Origin of the sequence: Vibrio sp. 070316B, from assembly GCF_013114115.1 — a bacterium.
Lineage (GTDB): Bacteria > Pseudomonadota > Gammaproteobacteria > Enterobacterales > Vibrionaceae > Vibrio > Vibrio chagasii_B.
Genome location: NZ_VTYC01000013.1, coordinates 14,097 through 33,934, shown reverse-complemented (window position 1 = coordinate 33,934; position 19,838 = coordinate 14,097). Strand labels below are relative to the sequence as shown.

Annotated in this window: 13 protein-coding genes; 7 read left to right on the top strand and 6 right to left on the bottom strand. The window is 40.9% G+C overall.

Annotated features, from left to right (window positions below):
* Window positions 1–264 precede the first annotated feature (264 nt).
* From F0251_RS11790 to F0251_RS11770, 5 genes are all read left to right on the top strand, one after another.
* Entirely contained in the window at window positions 265–4,044 is a 3,780-nt protein-coding gene (locus tag F0251_RS11790; RefSeq protein WP_171731033.1) for a hypothetical protein, read from the top strand.
* A 10-nt stretch (window positions 4,045–4,054) separates the two neighbouring features.
* Window positions 4,055–8,473 (top strand): NACHT domain-containing protein, encoded by a 4,419-nt coding sequence (locus F0251_RS11785; protein ID WP_171731032.1) that lies wholly within the window; start codon window positions 4,055–4,057, stop codon window positions 8,471–8,473.
* A complete protein-coding gene (locus F0251_RS11780) occupies window positions 8,473–9,915 on the top strand; it encodes a multidrug DMT transporter permease (protein ID WP_171731031.1) in 1,443 nt (480 codons plus the stop codon). Before F0251_RS11785 ends, F0251_RS11780 begins: the two co-directional genes overlap by 1 nt.
* A 148-nt stretch (window positions 9,916–10,063) precedes the next feature.
* Entirely contained in the window at window positions 10,064–11,638 is a 1,575-nt protein-coding gene (locus tag F0251_RS11775; protein ID WP_171731030.1) for a hypothetical protein, read from the top strand.
* An 82-nt stretch (window positions 11,639–11,720) separates the two neighbouring features.
* Window positions 11,721–12,233 (top strand): hypothetical protein, encoded by a 513-nt coding sequence (locus tag F0251_RS11770; RefSeq protein WP_171731029.1) that lies wholly within the window; start codon window positions 11,721–11,723, stop codon window positions 12,231–12,233.
* Here the strand turns inward: F0251_RS11770 and F0251_RS11765 are convergent.
* From F0251_RS11765 to F0251_RS11755, 3 genes are all read right to left on the bottom strand, one after another.
* Window positions 12,230–13,380, bottom strand: a protein-coding gene (locus F0251_RS11765; protein ID WP_171731028.1) for an IS3 family transposase whose coding sequence is annotated in 2 segments (ribosomal slippage) — window positions 12,230–13,137 and window positions 13,137–13,380 — 1,152 coding nt in all. Because the reading frame shifts where the segments join, the coding sequence is not laid out codon by codon here. The genes F0251_RS11770 and F0251_RS11765 overlap by 4 nt on opposite strands.
* 540 nt (window positions 13,381–13,920) lie before the next feature.
* Entirely contained in the window at window positions 13,921–15,306 is a 1,386-nt protein-coding gene (locus F0251_RS11760; RefSeq protein WP_171731027.1) for a DEAD/DEAH box helicase family protein, read from the bottom strand.
* On the bottom strand, window positions 15,300–15,830 hold the full coding sequence (locus F0251_RS11755; protein ID WP_132762073.1) for a hypothetical protein: 531 nt from the start codon (window positions 15,828–15,830) through the stop codon (window positions 15,300–15,302). The genes F0251_RS11760 and F0251_RS11755 overlap by 7 nt, the downstream gene beginning before the upstream one ends.
* Window positions 15,831–15,933: 103 nt before the next feature.
* On the opposite strand from F0251_RS11755, the gene F0251_RS11750 reads away from it, so the two are divergent.
* A complete protein-coding gene (locus F0251_RS11750) occupies window positions 15,934–16,260 on the top strand; it encodes a helix-turn-helix domain-containing protein (protein ID WP_171731026.1) in 327 nt (108 codons plus the stop codon).
* A 6-nt stretch (window positions 16,261–16,266) separates the two neighbouring features.
* The gene (locus F0251_RS11745) at window positions 16,267–16,485 is read left to right on the top strand and encodes a hypothetical protein (RefSeq protein ID WP_132762051.1); all 219 of its coding nucleotides are present in this window, start codon (window positions 16,267–16,269) and stop codon (window positions 16,483–16,485) included.
* A 71-nt stretch (window positions 16,486–16,556) separates the two neighbouring features.
* Here F0251_RS11745 and bcp read toward each other — a convergent pair whose 3' ends face one another.
* The 3 genes from bcp to F0251_RS11730 form a co-directional block, all read right to left on the bottom strand.
* Window positions 16,557–17,021 (bottom strand): thioredoxin-dependent thiol peroxidase, encoded by a 465-nt coding sequence (bcp, locus tag F0251_RS11740; protein ID WP_017090159.1) that lies wholly within the window; start codon window positions 17,019–17,021, stop codon window positions 16,557–16,559.
* A 114-nt stretch (window positions 17,022–17,135) separates the two neighbouring features.
* Window positions 17,136–17,633, bottom strand: a complete 498-nt coding sequence (locus F0251_RS11735) for a bacterioferritin comigratory protein (RefSeq protein ID WP_171731025.1) — start codon at window positions 17,631–17,633, stop codon at window positions 17,136–17,138.
* Window positions 17,633–19,828, bottom strand: a complete 2,196-nt coding sequence (locus tag F0251_RS11730; RefSeq protein WP_171731024.1) for a tyrosine-type recombinase/integrase — start codon at window positions 19,826–19,828, stop codon at window positions 17,633–17,635. Before F0251_RS11730 ends, F0251_RS11735 begins: the two co-directional genes overlap by 1 nt.
* Window positions 19,829–19,838: the final 10 nt, after the last annotated feature.

The following is a 19,838-nucleotide window of genomic DNA, read 5'->3' as shown; positions in this document are numbered from 1 at the left end:
TTCTTGTTGAACATCAATTATAGCCGTTGTCATAATTTTTTGTAAGTTTGGATCTTTTTGACGGCTTTCCAAGTGCAAGTTTGTCATAAGAAGTTTATACAACGCTATGAGTGAATCTGATTGTGGCACTAGCATGACTATGAACCTCATTTATATCCTTTTTGTATTCTAGAGCAAGTTTTAGGACAGGCTTCTTTTGTTATGATACAGGTTATTTTCCACAGTAGTTAATTATAAGCTTTGTTTGAAATGGCGGGGGGGGAGATGGGGAAAAAATCAAGAGAGAAGCGAGAACGAAGGCTTAAACAAAAAGAAGCGCATTCATTATTAGGAGAGAGACAAAAAAATAATCCTCTCTTCTATAAGTCAAAAAAAAAATTGTCAGGTAGATCTACCGAGTTTAATAAGTCTCTAGATGCAACAAGAGCTTTTCTTCTCCAGTACAATTCTATTGATATAGCTCTCGCTTTAAATGTTTCTGAGCTATGGCCATCAAACTTAGGTAGCCCTGTAAAGCATATTTTTGCATGGCGTGTTCTGTTAGAACTTCCAAATGATAACTTACCCAAAAGAGCAATAGCCAACTATCAAGACTTCGAAGCATTTCTCAAGGGGCTTTACCAAATTTGGCCTGAGTTTCCAATGCTTGAAGACTACTGCCCTGAGGCTGATTGGGGCCAAGTCAAAGTCAAACTAGGAAACACGTTTGTTCCAATGTTCTATGGTAGTTGTATTGAACGTACTCCTGACTTTATAGAAGCATTTCGAATCACTTATTCGGATGACCCTATAGCCTCTACGAATATGGATATTTGCTTAGCTTTACAAGCGCGAATAATAGAGTCAATAGATTGCACCAGTTGTAGCGTAGAGTCAGCAGCATGTGCTCAGGTTGAGATTCCGACCGAGGAATTTTGGCTTCAATGTGTAGCATCAATAAAACAAATAGCTTCTACTACTACATGGAGTAAAAATTTAGCAGAAAAACTGGTGACACGAGTAGGTGGTTTTAACTCACCACTGATCAATAGCAATTTTGGTGATGAGGTGATGCAGGGTGAAGCTTTACCTTATGTTGCAATAGAAATTGATGATGTTTTAATACCTTTATCTATCAGAAGCGGACCGAGTGTTGTCATTGATTTCTGGGCAAAAAAGAACAGCGTTACTCCAAATGCTCACTCTCATAAACAGCTTGCTAAATATGTATGTGATCGTTTTCCGAGAACACTTTCAGGGCCTATTACTCTTTATGTAGACAACATTGCAGAAGAAGATCTTCCTATTAGTTGTATCTTTCCAACTTCGTCAACCTCGTATTTCGTTTGTATGTGTAACCACACTGAATATGAACAAGTCGAGAAGGCAGCCCAAAATACATACACGAAGGTAAAACAAGGGGCCGCACTAAAATTCCGTTTGTCTAATGGCAGCGGCTTTATGTTGTCAAAAGACGGGAAAAATGGGCCAAATGTTGATGAAATCCAAATTATCATAGTGCTGACTCAAAATAATACAGCCTTAGGGTTTATTGATGCGCCCAAAAAACCAACACGTTTATTACCTTTGGCTGATTTCGTTACTATCTTCGATAGTCTCGATGAGCCAAATGAATTGGAACAGTACTGGCAGTTCGTGGATGTTAATCGGAACAAGCTTAGCCCTATATCTTCTGGCGCTGCAGATTTGTTTGGATCTTTTAAAGACACTCACGGTGTGCTCGTTGATGGAGCCATATCACCTGACATGATATGGCTGGATTCATCATGGGGAACTTCTTGGCGTTTTAAAATACTCTCTGACTTTTGGTCTCTTGCTCCAAAATATTTCCCAGATGGATCTTCTTTATGGAAATTGGCAGAAAGTACAACGGGAGTCGTTACTCTTCAATCACGAAACAAAGAACTAGTTGCCTACTCTACGGTTGTTAACAATTGTACGGTGCAGGCATGCATCGAGATTACTCAAGAACTGAAGTTTGACGATGGTCGTATGCTAAACATGTTTGCTCAAATTTTAGCTGATTGCTTGCACCGTGCTAATCATCTCATCCCCGAGCTTGGGTTGTTTCAACAAAACTATATCCTGCTTTTATGCGAGTTAGCTCCGAACTGCTCAGTTAGTGAGCCTCAAGCCCCTAAAGTACGGCAATGTTTTGACCATATTGTTGTTTCTACTCAACAAGAGTTTAACTGCGAAAATTTGTTTCATGTAAAGGTTGATACACGGTCAGTGTTAGCCGGACTTCAAGACGCTAAAGATGGCTCATTTGAAGTCAGGAGTCTTATAGAAACATTAAAGGAATGCCACGCGTCTTGTGGTCTATATATGCCTGAGATTAGTGGTAGGTTAGCAGATCTAGCCTCTGAAAGAGCTCGTTATCATCTTAAGGTCGTCACTCGTCATGTTGACGTTCCTGATTATGTAGACCCGATTATCCCGTTACCGAAGAACTACAAAATTGCCCGTAAGCGATTAGCGACTGAAATTAATGCACTTGGGTTGACGCCTGGTCGCTATGAGTTAGCGGATGCAAAAGCTAAGATCGATCCAGCAGCGACTCAGTTACGCCTTTTCATTGAGCATAGGCTCGAATCTATGAATAAACATCAACTTATAAAGGAGTTCGTTGAGCAACATGATTCTTGTCTAATCGCAGAGAAAACAAAAATTATGCGAGCTCAGCAGAGCCTCGCACATGAGGTTGAATATGATCGTTCAGAGACCATTGAGGAGGCACGTAAAGAGTTTGGTGGGACAGCTCGTCATTATAGATATTTGCTCGAAAAAACCGTTAGTTCAGATAACTCTGGAGTGGAACACGTGTCAGGGGATCTACTGCGAGAACTGGTAAGTTTAGTTGATTGGTTTATGGTGCTCGCCGGTGCTAGCGATATCCTGCACAATGATGTAGATGTTGGTGGAATTGAGATCGACGACTCATATCTTCCTGAAGTGTTTTATTCGGTCGACCGTGAACAACAAGACAAGAAATTTGCTCAGATAGAGGCTGAGTCTCGATTGGGGTTAGGAGCAAAAGACAACGATATCGTTGAGGGCGCGTCTGAGGAGCTATTGTCTTCAGTACATATAAAAGAAGCATTTATGACGGATCCGGGATTTAGTTTATCCAATATGCTCACCACTTTGGTTATCTTATCTCAAGCACAAAGATATGGTTTTGGTGATTCTCTTGCTCTTTCTTATACCTCATCTAAAAGTCGAATAATTCAAGTCCTAAATGAAAATATAGAAGAGTTGGAATATCAAGAAGCCGAGAAAATAGTCTCGTTTCTTACTCTATGTGGTAAGAGTATTCGCCAGTTGGCAGGTCGGCATGTTGAAGAGGCCGATGTTCCTTACTGGGAGCACAATAAGCGAATTCATCGATACGCAATTCGTCCATTGGTAATGAATGATACAGAACTAATTTGGGGAGCAGAAACAGCTAGTAGGGCTCTTAATATTTGGATGTCGGCAGTAAGGGATGGTTATTTACCTGCTGATTTTAATTGGCCTCACGTCGAAAAAATCATTAGAAATATTAAGCAAGGTATTGAAAAGCAGCTTGAAGTCCGGACTAAAGAAATCTTTCTTAGGCATACACCTTATGTTGAAGGCGGCATTGATTTTTTCAGGAAATTTCGCAGTGAACGGTTCGAAGATGTGGGTGATTTTGATGCTTTTGCATACTGGCCTGAGAAAAACCTATTAATAACAGTAGAGTGTAAGTACAACCAGCCACCATATACTATTAAAGATTCTCGACGACTTCGAGATAAAATTTTTGGAAAATCAGAGAATGATAAAAATGGACAGATAAGCCGAATTGTTCGAAGACGAAAGTTTGTCGAGGACAATGCTTTAAGGTTATTAGAGCTCCTGAATTGGCCTGAGCCGACAGGAAAGGAGTATCATCACATTGAAGTATATGTAAGTCGGGACGTGTACTATTGGATGGTTATTCCTCCTTACCCAATTCAAACTGAGTTTGTTGCAGTAAACATGCTCGACAGTTGGCTTAATACTCAACTGAATATGTAATGGTGTATTAATGTCTGAGAACATAAAAAATTCTGCGATAACAGCAGCTGGCTACATTTATCAAACAAGACAGGGGCTTAAAGTTTTATGTGATTGGCTTGATGCTCCCTCACGTTATGGTCGAGTAAAGTTTGAGTGTGACGTTGAAACAGAAGCGCCACAAGGACTGGATGATATTGTCATTGAACGCACCGATGGTCTCCTAGATCTTCAACAAGTTAAGTTTACACCTAATCCTGACAAACACCTTCTTTGCTGGGACTGGCTGCTAGATAAGTCAGGTAAGACATCTCGCTCGAGATCGATGATTAAAAAATGGTTTGACGCGTACAATAAACTCGAATCTGACCGTATCGGCGATATTTCGTTAATAACCAACCGTCGTCCAGACGCTGAAATTGAAGGTTGCCTTGTAAACGGAAAAATATGCTTTGCAAAGATTCATGAACCAAATCGTTCCAAAGTAACTTCTGAGCTTGGTAGTGTTGCATCTTGTGAAGCATTTTTTAACCAGTTACGTATTCGCCATAGTGATAAAAGTTACGAGACACTGGATTACCAAATTGATGCGAGGCTAAAAGCTCATGGAAGTTCTGAAGGAATTGCTACGCTTAAAAGCATAGCAATTAACTGGGCGACACAAAAAAACTGCCCCCATCCAGACGGTTGGATAACACTTCCAGAAGTTCGTACTATTCTGCGAGCTTCTCCTGTAGCGCCACTTCCAGAAGACTTTATTGTTCCCAGTGGGTACCAAGTTCCGGACGAGATTTTCCATCATAGATTTGTGTCAACAGTCATAAATTCTGTTGGTAAAACGATTGTTTTGTCGGGGCCTCCTGGCCGAGGTAAGAGTACTTATTTAAGCTATTTGTTTGACGAGCTAATTAACGAAAATGTTCCGATGGTAAGGCATCACTACTATCTATCGACGACTGAACGTGGTCGTGACCGAATAAATAGTTATATTGTTGAGGAATCCATTAAAGCTCAAATTGAGCAGTTTCATAGCGAAGTCACAATAGCTTCTAGAGGTTTGCGTTCTTTACTCGAAGCATGTGCTTCTCACTATAAAGAGATCAATAAACCTTTTGTTGTCATACTCGATGGACTGGATCATGTCTGGCGTACTAATGCAAAAGATAAACAACCACTTGATGACCTTTTCTCCCAGATTATTCCTTGTCCAGACAATATGATTCTGCTCATCGGAACACAACCGGTGGACGACGCTCAATTGCCAACAGACTTGTTAATATCAGCACCTAAGTCTAGCTGGTATACCTTACCGGCGATGTCAGAAAACGCCGTATTTGGGTATCTATATAAAATGGTAAAAGAGGGCAAACTCTCTACGTATTCTGAGGATCAGAGAATAGCCAATGAGCAGTTACAAGAAGCTTCATCAGCACTTCTCGTGAGAACGAAAGGTCATCCACTTCATGTGATCTATGCTGCTTCAGAGCTGATCCAGAATGGTGGCCTGCTTACTTCTTGGGATGTTGAGCGGTTAAAGGGAGATTTAAGTCAAGACGTTGAATTTTATTATTGTTCTTTATGGATGAGTTTATCTGAAAGCCTAAAGGACGTTTTGCGCCTAATTTGTTCTTTTCCTTTTTTCTGGCCAAAAACAGCTTTTGTGGAAATAGCTGAAAAGCGTCGGTCAGCAGTTCCTTTGGTTGGGAATGTAGAACATTTGCTTTATGCCTCCGGCTCTGGTTTCAAGGTTTTTCATGAAAGCTTAGCCGTGTTCGTAAGAACAACAGAAAACTACGATGATTGCGTTCAAAAACTAATGCCTTTTGTTTCTGACTGGTTAGACAATGGCGCTCCAAATTCACTACGTGTAAATTGGCTGTGGACAGTTCAGGCAAGACTCGGTAACCCAAGCAACCTTATCACAGGCCTTACACGAGACTGGATCATGCAACGGCTAGAAGAAGGATACTCAGAGTCATTGTTCGATACTCTATTATCAGACTCTCTAATAGCAGCTTTGGATTCGGCTAAATTCGCGGATGCTTATCGACTCGCACACCTCAAAGATCGTATGGTAGGTGGAAGCGAGTTCCAAATGCAATCTGATGATAAGGCACGGCTCACTTCGTTTACATGGACATTATCTAGCGAAGAAAGTGTTATCCGTGAGGCATTTGCTACAAGGCATGAAGCTGACATTCTAGAACTTGCGGCTCTCGGACTGGCTCTTCGATCTCGTGGAGAGCTATTTGAAGCCGAGACATGCGGTGAAGAGCTACTTAGGAGACTTCATGGAGTAAGCCGGTTTACAAACAAATATAGTTCTCGGTCAGGTTCTGATGAGTATCATTTTATGGTCAGTGCTTTAGCTCAATTGAATGCTATAGGCATGACGACTGAGAGCCTAACTAGTTTAGTTAACAAAAATCATCAAGCAATATGGCTTCCTCGCGTTCTATTGCTTATCGAAGGTGGAGAGTTAGATGCGTTAATGACTGTCACTGGTGCATTGGTTAATAGTGAAAATAAAAAACTGATGAGTGATGCATGTATTCGTTCATCAGCATATGCTGGCGCATGCATTACTGAAAGAGATGATTTTAGTTCGCTCTCCCAAACACCATTAGTAGCATCCGTTGAAGCAGCAGCTACTCGTTTGTCTAATCCACTGAATATATCAATTCCTATCGAATGGCAGGATGCAGATTACTATGCTCAAAAAGAAGACCTTGCGATACTCATACATCATTGGTTCTTTAGTTCTGTACATTTAGAAATCTCGATGGCACTTGAGGGCCAGGCTGATTTTGAATATGTGCCAGCACCTTTGTTCAAAGGAAGAGAAAATATTACTGCCTTATTTAATACTCTTACCGGTATCGCTTCTAAAGTCGCTCAACATTGGTTAAGTGGGGGCTCTGTACAATTCCATGAACTTTACGAGATGCTTGAACCTATTGAATTGCATACTTTTAGGCAAAACTATCAACAGAGATCTGCTACTGAAGATTTTAGACGGTCATTACATCGTGTAGCCTGTGATATTCACCTTGTTAGTATTTTATTTAATGATACAGATTGCGCGCTTTTGTCCGAAGAAAGTATTCGAAAAGCAATCGAGTGCAAATGGTTCGATGAGGTGTCTTTTAGAGAGCAGTATTCAGAAAATTCTCTTGTTAAAATGACAAATGAAGCTGCTTCTGTATTTATTCAGTCGCAGTATTCATTGTGGAAGGCGGAGGTTCAAGAAGAAACAAGCGTTCATCTTATGATGCCACTTCAGCTTTGCTCTATTGCCATAAAGCACAATTTAGTTTCACAAGCTCGTGAACTATGCATACAAACGTGGGAACTGACAACTGGTTATAGTCATCGAAAAGATCCTACATTGAGCAATACCGTAAGTGCTATTGGTTATTTGGTTGAGTCGGCACCGAAAGAGGCAATGCAACTTCTTAGCCAGATATCTCCTCAGATTCATAATGTATTGGACTATACAGATGGGAAAGGTACTAGGCATGTTCTAGGAGCTACTGATGAACTGCTAGCTAAGTTGAACCCTGCCACTTTGATTACCAAGTTTGATGAACATACTGGTATGGGGCAGTGGTCACAAGCAGAGAATAGTTTAAGAGCATATGTGACTCAAGGTGTCAAAGATGGGTGGCCTTTAGATTCGTTGATGCGTACAGGTTTACATGCAGAAGTACATCAACTGCTAGAGGAACAAGCTCAGGAGGGGGGTACCAACGCTGTAGAGCTTCTTTCTACTTTACATAAGCATAGTGGTTGGGATATCGGTTTATTATATCGAGATGAATATTCCAGCGGGATTTCAGAGAGTGATACTTACGAGGGAGCTCCGGCTTCTTTTGAGCCTGAACAGTTAGACAGTTTATTAGACAGTTTTTCAGGTAGTTATGAACAACGACAGACATATGTACAAGATTGGTATGATTACTGGGATCAAAATGGCCAAGGAAGACGGTTGTTAAATATTCTCGATAAGAAACTTCTGCATGAGAAAGAAAGACATTCGGAACTCTCGTATCTTTATGAATCAGCTTTTCATACAAGGCGTAAATTAAGTGGCAAAAAAGCAGCGTGGAAATACCTTGTTCGTGCTCAAATTTTGAACGGCGGTTGGTTTTGGTTCGAAGGAGAGAAAAACACGCTTAATAGGCTCGACTTGATTACCAAGTTTTACCCAAAACACGGTGATAAGTTTGTGTCTGACACAACTTATGCCATGTTCTCGGATCCTGACGAGAGTCGAATTGCTCCGAATGATGCAATGGTCTATTTCTACGTAAAACAAGGACGCATAGAGGAAGGCATTAATTTTGCCAGAACTATGGTTGATTCTGTTATCGATGATACTCGTACATTACCACTTAAGCAGCCACGCTGGGGACTAGAACTGAGTTTAACCACGAGTTTGGAGGCGTAATGGATACTCTGCGTCTACTTATTGCTCGTTTGGGATGGCCATGTGCGTCTACTCGTTGGTGGACTATGCAAGCATTGTCAGCATATCTCGGAAATTCAACGACTAAATCGGAAACTGAGCGTTTGCTGGTTGAGCGATTGTGCTCGTGCAAGCTTGAAGCGGAAGTGGTAGAGATTCTGTACATTTTTTGGATGTCTCAACAGGAACATGATTACTCACCTATTGAGAACTTGATTAAAAATGTACCTAAGCCTTCACTTCTTTCTGATATGTTGTTGGAAGTCCTCGTTGGACAATGCCCTCAAGATGACTCAGATCTTAAGCTGTTTCCAAATGATTTTGATGTGCCTGATGACTTTAATGGAATACAAGGTTTTGATGTACCGAGAATATTCCGAACAACAATGAACAGACTGGAAGAGCATTATCGTTTTCCTTTTGTTCGGCAAATGGCGTTTGAATGGAGTAAGAATGCTACGGTATATCCAGAGGCTCCATATCAAGGAGACCTTGAGTATTTTGTACGTCCACTAGGTGATGGTTTCATTGGTTCATTATCTTCAAGATCCTCGCTCCGAGCTGTTTCCTCTTACCTTAGAACACTCGCGGTCGCTAAAAAATTCTGGGGAACTCCGTCTAACTTAATTAGAAAAAATGTATTGATGGCGCTACCTCTCAATCCTACTTTAGCGTTTATGAAGCCTAATCGCCCTAAGTGGTTTCCTAATAAAACAGACTTTGACGGGGATTATGACTCAATGTCTTCTTCAGTATCAGCTATGCTTGCTCGAGTTGAAGCAGCAGCTCCTGGCAATGAATTAATTGCATTTGCATCACCAATAATGATGTCTATGGAGCGATGTGTAGAAGTCTCTCTAGTACGCTGGTCTCAGGTTGAAGGAAGTCAAGTTGACGATGATAACTTGGCTGAATATATCAGTACTTATTTATCTGACAGTGTCCTGATCTCTACCAGAACTGAAACTCCACTGAGTACAAAAACCGTCCTATCACCACCAACTTTTCAGCAATTGATTGATCCTAAGTGTAAGGCTTGGCCGCTTGCAGGTACTTTAGATTTTAGTCGTATAGGCTACCTTCAGCATGATCTATATCCATCACGATTATTTATTCCAACGTTGCCCAATTTATTCGAGGCAGAGCTTATACCTAAACGGGATAAATTAGATATTGAGGTAGATTTTCAAGTCGTGGCAGATCTTAGTTATTGGAATGCTGCTTGGGGACCTGCACGACATATGAAGTTTGGAGGGGGATGTGGTACGGCGCTTATCTCACGCGAACAGGAGTACAGAAAAACTTCAAGTTCCAAAGAAAAACCCGTTAGGCAGTTTTACTTTTGGCAGGTTCGAACACTGAAACGGGAAAGAAGTTATGAAGACTTTCATGAGTCATTAGAGACTGGTATTTTGTTTGTTTAGCAAAAATGCGTAGTTTAAAAATAAGTTGTCGAAAGCAATGCTACATGAGGGGTGATAGCGATTATCAATCTGCAGGTGTAGTCATATTGTACTAACGGAATCAGATGTAAAGCAGGCTAAGAATTAAGGGAAAATGATGAGTGTAGACATGGATGACTTATTACAATTTGTCAGGGACGAGTTAGGTGAAGGAGTCTGGGTTCCCCTACACAAGAACCTCAACAAAGATGATAAATCTGAAGATGGCTCTCTGTACTCTTGCTTGGTTTCTCCGGATGAAACAGCACAAGCAATGGATAGTTACGGTTGGAATTTGCTACCCGGTGATGGAGGTCCGTCTATTGTATTAAGTGGCTTAGCCAATATTTGGTACGAATCAAACTGTTCAGAATATACTCCTTTGGTTATTTACAGGGACTTTCATGGAAGAAGGCAGCCTTATCGTGAAGTTTTACAGGAGCTAGTTCTATACCTTGACCTGTACCATGATCTAGCGAATTGTAAGTATGTCGTAGATGATGAGAATGGGACTGAAATAGATGTCATCAAATATTCGGAAAAAGAAATAGTAATAAGAAAGTCATTCTTGAGAGCATTCATGTCTGCAAAACAGATGAACCTGCTCCTTTTTTTCGAGAGCTCTAGGCACAAAAAAGGGCACGAAAGGTTGCCTGATGAACACGTAAATGAGTCCATTATTTCATTCACTAGGTTTTGGGATAGCTCATATGTCAAAGGTTTTGATACTTTCACTAGAGTACTTGGAAAGAAGCTTTTTCGGTGTTTGCCAAGAACTGAAGAAAACTATAACCCATTTAAAACGGAAAGAGACTATGAGTCATTTATTATAGAAGGTGATGCTCATGATAATAGGACTTATTCAAGTGATCCATCTCAACTTTCTGATTACTTTGGAAAAAACGAAGGAGCTCCACATTACTTAACACCTGTTTACTTTGATAAAGCAGTTCTCCAAAAATATTTCGGAGCTTCAAGTGAATATGAGGTACAAGATAGTGTTATTTATAAACATGGTTATTGGAGATTGCGTTTTGACAATAATACACCTGAGTATGTATGTGTGTTTTTAGGTGATTTGGGGCGGGATATTCCTCATTCTGAAGCAGTTTATTGGAAAAGCTTTAACTTACCCCCCGAAGGAAGGATGATGAGTGGAACCTACTTTAAGCGCAGTATTATGGGCAATGTTGCGGATGCAGAGAGTCCTGACTTGGTATTTAAATATGAATTTGAACGCTTCCAAAGTCAGTGGCTAGAGCAAAAAGGTTGGCCACTATTTTTGCCACTAGCCGAAGCTGACAAGCATTGTTTTAAAACGTTACATTCTTTAACTAAAAACGAACAGTCGGAATTTGATACTCAAGTCCTTTCTCTAGTCAAAATAACGATTGATTCTATCAATGTTAAGGGGCTTAAGGAGCAGGTGTCTATAGAGGATAGCGGTTCTATAAAACTTCTATCGGCTTACCTTAAAGCTAGCGGTGTGAAGTTCGACACGGCATCTTTTCTTGGTGGGCTGCAAGGCGTTCGGTCAACTGGTGTTGCTCATAGGCGAGGTTCAAAATACGAAAAAACAATAGAAAGATTAGGTATTGACGATGGTGCATTGGTACAGGCGTTCGATTCTATTCTAGACCAAACCATAGAGTTACTGAGAGAAATAAGTCATGCAATTATTCACTCCGATGCTGCTAGTGACTGAATCACATATCAAAGAGCTTGTTGTTGGGTAAATTTTGTCGTGATTCGTCACAGAGAAAGACGTTAGATAAGTGAGGGGTTTTATGGCACAAAAAGAATGTATTTTCTGCGGAAATCAGGGGGGAATGTCAAAGGAACACCTTTGGCCGAACTGGTTAAATAACCTACGTGAAAAAGATCCAAAAGCAAAATATCAAGAGGGTGATGCTTTTGGGTTAGGCAGTAATGAAGCCAACCGTTTTAAAATGAATGTGCGTTCTGGCGATGTAATGACAAAAAAATTCCGAGTCGTTTGCCGTGATTGTAATGGCGGATGGATGAGCTCGATTGAAGAGCGTATTAAACCTCTCTTACTTAGTGCGTTTGGTGATTGTGATAAATTCCTTACTAAACAAGAGCTAAATGATTTATCTATTTGGTTAGCAATGAAGAACATGGTTGCAGAACAAACCGATGAGGAATCTGTGGTCACAAGCCGCCAAGAATGCCATTTGTTCAAGCAGAGTCTAGCTCTTCCAAGGTACTATAAAATATATGCAGCGAGACATAGCTTAAATACAACTGATCTGCTCCAGTCAGACTGGACACTTAGCTAAGCGACATTTTGCTTTTCAAAGTTCATTGGGCTTAGGTACCCAAGTGCACTGTGCCTTCTCGTTCGATTATAATCAACTTCTATGTACTCGAAGATCGTTTGGCGCATCTGCTCTCTCGTCATGATCGGCTCATATTGGATTGCTTCAACTTTCATTGAATGGAAGAAGCTCTCAACACATGCGTTGTCCCAACAGTTCCCTTTTCTACTCATACTTTGTTTTAAATTATAAGTGCTTATGAGATCTCGATAGTCTTTCGAACAGTACTGACTACCTCGATCGCTATGAGTTATAACCTGCTCGGGGAACCCTCGACGGAATAAAGCCATCGATAAGGCATCACAGACCAGTGAGGCCGTCATTCTCGTATCCATAGACCAACCAATAACTTGCCTTGAATAAAGGTCAATAATGACAGCTAAGTACAGCCAGCCTTCGCTTGTGGCAACATAGGTGATGTCTCCTGCCCATTTTTGATTCGGAGCCATTGCGTTAAAATCTTGAGCGAGCAAGTTCGGAGCAACGGGCATTTTATGCTTACTGTCTGTTGTACACTTAAACTTGCGTGCTGCTTTCGCTACCAAATCCTGACGTTTCATACTGGCGGCAATGGTCTTAACATTATGGTTATCACCGCTCTCTGCCAGCTCTTTCTGAATACGTCTTGAGCCATCTCGTTCTTTGCTAACGTCAAAGGCTTCTTTTACTTTGGTATCAAGCTTTTGGCGCTCTGTCTCACGTTGAATCGCCTTGTGGCGATTCTCAACCCAATAATAAAACCCACTTCGAGAAACTCTAAACACCTTAGCCATACGGGAAATACTGAAACTCAGCAGGTGTTCGAGCATAAATTCATAGCAATTTACTTTAGATTTTTCGCGAAGTAGGTGGCGGCCTTTTTTACGATTTCTAGCTCTTCTGCTTGCTCTGCCAACTGCCTCTTTAGCTTAGCGACTTCAATGGCCAATTCTTGTTCTCGTTGGCTAATACTAGAATTCTTCTTTGTGGCTTTTCGCCAACCGTAGATCTGAGAATCATGTAACGAGAGCTGTCTTGCGGCTGCAGCGACTCCCACTTTATCTGCCAGCTTCAGGGTTTCTGCTTTAAATTCAGGAGAATGGATAATACGTTTCTTCTTACTTGTCATGGTTCACCTCATTAGTGATTGTACTCACTTAACTCAGTGTCCAAAACTGCTGGTGCGGATCAAACAGCTCTGTACAGTCGTGAAACAGCATTCCTAAAAGCACACCCAGATGCTTCAAATGAACTTGATGGGTTACACAGGAATACGCAAGTCACGACACTGATAGTAGGCAAAATTGTATTTTTTATCATTTGTTGCAAAGAGCCTTCTTTAAATGTGAGCCATCATTTTAGATTAAATCGCTTAACTAGGTTTTATCCTGAGCGTTCAAACAAAACTGGGAAAAATTTCAAGTTTTTGAAAGTTTTATCTAAAGATCAGTTTGTCTCAATAGCTAGATCATTGTCCCTATATATTGAGTCTAGCCAAGTTGAAGTTATATGAACTACGCCATTTTGTCCCGGAGTAGTAACCTGTGCTTGATGACGACAGTGCTTACCAAGCAAACCTTTACATCGACTCCAACTTTGAGTAGGTAGTGTTTGTCGGTATACACTGTAAACGCAAAGCATGGTTTGATGGCCTTACATTATTTTGGGTTTAGTGTTTTTGAGGCGTAAATGCCGCGATTACTCGTTGCTTGAAAGAGCCGAGCCTTATCTCATCTAAAGTGCGGAGTAAGGCTTGAGAAGTACTTTTATTTGTAACAGTCTGGTTCCATTTCAGTTGAGAGTTAATACTATCCTCATTCTCGTAAAATATACGGGTATTTAAAATCTTAGATTGAGTATCAATGTCGCATACTAATGGGTTTGCCATTTTCGTAAACATGCATGATGTCGGAATATCTTGTTCAATCCTTTCAGAAAACTCAATCAGGCTTTGCTCTGCAAAAGTGAATAACCACGCTTGTTGGTTTATTGTATTATTCACACGAAGTATTCGTCCGAGCACCTGCCTGAAATACAATTCCGTTTTGACTGAACTCATATGGCAACATACTTGAAGGCGCGGAATATCAGTACCCTCACTGATCATACCTACACTAACAATCCATTGTGCGTCGCTTTGTCGATAACGCTCTATTTCTGCTAGCGGTTCTTCATGTTGATAAGTGACGATAGAAACGATTTGCCCAAACTTTTGAGATAGTATCTCTTTGATTGTTTGCGCATGTTGAACCGACGCTGCAACAATCAGCCCACCGGCATTGGGTGAGCTGAGACGTACTTTTTCTAGCTGCTCACACCCTAAACCGAGTAGATATTCCATCGCCTCTTGGTTGTGAATAACACTCTGGTAGGATGCTTTTGTCTGTTTAAGCATCTCTAATATTGATGAAAAGGATTCGACTTTTTCTCTACTACTAACAGACAAGTGTTCATTATCAACCAAGACGATTTTGGGCGTTCTACAAACACCATCCGCTATAGCTTGCTTTAGAGTGTATTGGTAATCGACAAGAAGCTGTCCGTCTGGGTCGCTGTACTCACCCATCACAATGGGTAAAGAGTCTGAACGCCACGGTGTACCTGAAAGTGCGAGGGTAAAAGTAGCAAGCCCTTGAAGCTTAGTGAGAACTTGCTGCCCCCAAATGTTCGCATTTTCAACCTCAGAGCCAGAGCAATGGTGTATTTCATCAAAGACAACAAAGACCCTGTGATTCCGCAATGTTTGCCAAAATTCGTCATTGAGGAATTGGATAGATTGGTATGTTAAAGATTTCCCTACAGATCCCATGCCACCATTAAACGTACACTTAAGTCTCGACGAAAAGGTTCTTTTTATACCATCAGAAACCGTCAACGATGGTGAGAAGCACAATACAAGGTCTACCATGTTACTTTGTAACAACCTTGACGCAATATTAGCGGCAAGCACTGTCTTACCTGCTCCAGGTGTAGCTTGGCAAAAGAAATGGGAGCAGTTGGATTGATATTTTTCCAACGCTCTGTCAGAGCATTCACTTTGCCACTTCCTTAACACGGTTCATTTCCTTCATAGAGAGTATTAAGAACCTTTGTTAAAACGTTCACTTTACCGAGCAATAAAGCGGCGCGCTCCTTAGCCTCTTGATGCAAAGGGGCCAGTTTATTCTCTAGCTCAGGAAATCGAGATACGATCGACTGATACTCGTCAATCTCCCCAAGTATTATTTCCAATTCCCCCTTATATTCGTTACGTTCATTACTCAAAATGGAATAGTTTTGAATGGGTATTTTAGGATTTATATCCGCTTGGTTATTCGTGGTTACATTGTTATGTAACTCTTTAAATTGTTCCGCTTGAAAGTAACGTTTTTTCCGACCTGAGCCCTCACTGCGCAACCAACTTTTCTTTTCAAAGTGAAAAATTGCTCGGTACACCTTTTTGTGAGCTTCGGCAGAATTGGAGTCCACATTATCAAGGGATAGCCACAAATCTCTCGCTTCTAGCACGGTGAACCCATCTAACCCATTTTCTATCAATAACTTGTGCATGACCGCACTAATTCTTCGAGCCCGTTTCATTTCCAAAATTACACCAACCAAAAACTAAGGATTGCTTAGTATACAGAAATCAGTAAAACTAAGAAAATCTTAGTTACCTTGAGATCAGAGACATGAACTATAAGTGTCATTTACTAACCCAATCCCTGAGCGTCTTAAAGAAGCACGCAAAAAAGCGAGACTCTCCCAAAAAGCTTTGGGGGTGCGTATAGGTATGGATGAAAGCTCCGCAAGCCCGAGAATGAATCAATACGAAAAGGGAAAGCATACGCCAGATATCAGTACGTTAAAGTCAATTGCAGATGAACTTGGTGTGCCTTTGAGTTACTTCTTTTGTGAAGATGATAGGTCTGCTGAGCTAGTCTGTTTAATCGCAAAAATGAACGAAGAAGAAAAAGAACTATTAATCAGTCAGGCAAAAGAGTCTCTTCATAACTTTAAACGGGGGTAGGTATACATGAGTGATATTTTGAGTTCTGTCCACCAAACAATAATTAGTTTGCATGCGAGTGGAGCTGTTGATGGCACTACGCTCAAAGAGTTTGGTACTCTCTGCTCAGTTGAGCTGGAAGAGTCAGCTTGCCCTGAAGAGCTAAAATCTTGTAGTAAAGGGGCTGTTTCCTTGCCGATTGAGGAGTTGGGAGTCCAAGAGGTTTATCTACCTTTTGATACATGATACGGCAAGAGTTTCTGAATAGGAGCCAGTGGAAAATATACTGGCTCAATGGGTAATTTAGAGTATCAATATTAATTGTTGTCGAGGTAATCTAGAACAACTTCATGATGGTCTTTGGTTTTGAACTTGTTAAATACATGCTCAAGATTCCCAGATTCATCGATAAGGAAGCTTGTACGAACCACGCCCATATTCTCACGTCCCATGAACTTCTTAAGTTGCCAAACACCGTACTTTTCACAAACTTCGTGCTCTTCATCGGCTAGCAATGTGAAGTTGAGCTCTTGTTTGTTTATGAAATTAGTCAGTTTCTTGGGTGTGTCAGGGCTTAAACCAAGTACAACAACGTTATGAGCATCTAGTTCAGCCTTAGTATCACGAAGCGCTTGAGCTTGGACTGTACAGCCAGGCGTTGAAGCGCGTGGGTAAAAATAGAGTAGTACTTTTTTTCCTTTCAGCTCAGAGAGGGTTACTGGGTTGTTGTCTTGGTCGTTTAATGTGAAATCTGGAGCGATTTGTCCTGCTTCGATAGCCATGGGTTATCCTTACTTTCTTTAATTTACTCTGAATCGAGCTTTCTTATTATTTCAGTGTGTAGTTTTATCTATGCTTGGTGGTGTTGTCTAGTGGTAACTCTAAACTAGGTTTAGTTACTTTCTGAAGTTGCCCTCAACGATGTTATCGGGCCTAGTGTTAACGACTTTATCCATGGCTTTCTCACGCTGACTTTCATGTAGCATTTCCATTAGTTCTTGAACGACCTTTATATGGGCGGCGGCTTGAACAGCTAATGCCTTCTTATGGCTTTGAGCCTCATCGTAATATTCTTTTTTCTTCTTATTGGCTTGTGTTCGTTCACCTTTGAGCGCTTTTATTTCTTTTTGAAGCACTTCAATAGGGGAGTCAGCGGTTTCATCCTGAGCAACTTGTACCTCTAATGATTTGTTTTTTATCATCAGAACGACATCGTTATGCCTTCTGAGTGCGCCAGCAGAAAGCCCGGCTTCTTTTTCAACGCTACTGTTGTTGATTTTGAGTTTGCCTTTTCGGGCTTTATTACGCAGCTCTCTCGATGTTAACTTTGCAACATCACCGCTCAGCAGCCTTTCTAATGCGTCAATTAACTTCTTTTTTGTTGCCTGTGACATTATGAAGTAACTCCAAATTGGATGAGTAATTCTTTAACTTTATTAGGAAAAACAATAGGCTCATAGTCGATACCTAAATCCCCCATAATACGTTCAGCCGCTTGAATTTTAATGTAAGATTCAGAGGCCGTTTGAGGGGTGAGCTCATTATTTTCAATATCGTAAAGCATGTGAATTTCAGCTTCTTTACGCTTTGCTTCAGCAAATACTGCATCTACGATGTAGTCATTCTTGCAATTTACACATTCTATTAGGTTAACAAGCGTTCTTAACCCACAGGTGGTCGAAGTGCAATAAATCCCAGGTGCAACCGCATGAAGGTGTCGGTTTTGATTTCGAATTTGCTTTTTCCAATAATTAAGAGAAAGCATGTCATTATCCACCTTGTCTTTGAATAAATTACGGTTGGTTTTGGTCATGCTTTTAGCAAACTCTTTGCCTTTACCACCTGCAACTCTCTCCTTGTTTGCCAATTTCTCATATATGCTTAAGTAGACTCGGGCTTTCTGGTCGATTCGTTCTTCATCAATTTCATTCGCAAGTGTCTTTTTCTTTTGTCTGATTTTTTGAAATTTACTGGCATTTTTAGCGTAGTGTCGCGTCATTGCCATAGAGACATGACTAAATTGCTGTTTGAGTTGCGGGTAGTTACAAAGCTCATAACCAATTAAGTAGTAAGCAAAAGAGCGGCGAAGTTGGTGTGGCGAAAACTCGTAATTGCTACCCAATTCAAACGACAAATTGGGGTCCGATACTTTCAGGTCAACAATGTCTTCATTGGTTAGCGTAAGCTCTTCACCCATTGTGTCTTTAAACCAAGCTCGAGAGTGCTTCCCTATTGATTGTTTTCTTATTTCACTGAAATCCTCTTTTATTTTATGAAAGAAGGATTTTGAGCCAGAGTGGCGCTTTCTAAGAGGCGTGTGCAACGCTTGAAGGACTTCATAAGCTTTCATGCCAATCTCAGTGGTAACAAACTCATCTTGTATTGATTGAGAGCCTTTGGTGGTTTTTGATAAGTCGGCATGGATAATATATATATTCTGGCGTTCGATTCTGTCTTTGGTACAGCCCTGAGCGGTGTTCAGGTTATACATTTCATCGCTTCTCATCCCTGTTCGAGCCATTAATCCCCACAAGCAGCCACCGTTAAGCCTCTTAAAAAGCGCAAGAGCTTCTCTTAGGTTGGTGATTGACCAGTGCCCAATCGTTAGCTCACGTTCGGTGTGGAAGTTATCAATGCAGTCGCTCCTAATCTCTGGTTTATGACGGCGAAGATGCGTCAATATTTCTTTTTCATTTGGAGATTGCAGCGCGGTGAAGGCTTGTTGAAAGGCAGTAGTGCGCTTTTTACTTTCTTTATTTGTCTTACTTAAGTACCATTTAATCTCACCGTTTTTGGTTCTTGATTCACTACTGACCAGGTACTTAGCATAACCTACATAGGCTTTTTCATAATAGGTGGCAATGTAATCTGCCAATTGCTCTAGTTCATGACGAAAAGCGTAAGCTTTATTAATCATCTCTTCTGACTTTTTAAGCCCCACATAGTAGAGCCTTTGTGGAATAACGGTATGCTGCTTTGCTTCTTTAAGGGCTAAACCAAAATCCGAGGCGTTAAGTTTTTTATTTAGGTTAACCTCAAATGGCAAACCTTTGGTTTCCACATAAAGGCGATTTAACCCGTTGTAAATTTTTGCTCTTTCAAAGTCGATATCGGTAAAGCCTGTTAGTGCCCAAGTTTCGAGACGTTCAAAGTCAAGCGCAGACAGCGTGTTGAGGCCCTCATTTAAAAGCGGGTTAATGACTTTTTTTAGGTCAGTTAACGCATCATAAAGAGTGGCAAAGGAATGGTCATGAGGTGAAAGCCACATCATTTTAAGAAGGAGAGCTTTAAGCTCATTTTTTAGATTGCGCTCAATCACTCTACCATCGTTCGTAAAATCTAGTGTTTTGGTTTGCTTTGCGTGCGGGTCAATATAATGCTGTAGGTTTCTCCAAGCCTCATCATCACCAATTTTACCTAGCGATTCACCTGTTACCGTAAAGCCTATATCAAGGGCTTCGAGCTCTTCCCAATCGCCGAGCTCAATCGCTGGCTTTAATACATCTATTAAGTAATTGGCATGAACGCCAACATTTTGTTGTGCTTTAAGAAGCTTGTTTTGGTGCTCTAGGTCAAAGGGTCTTATCATGTGAGCCTCC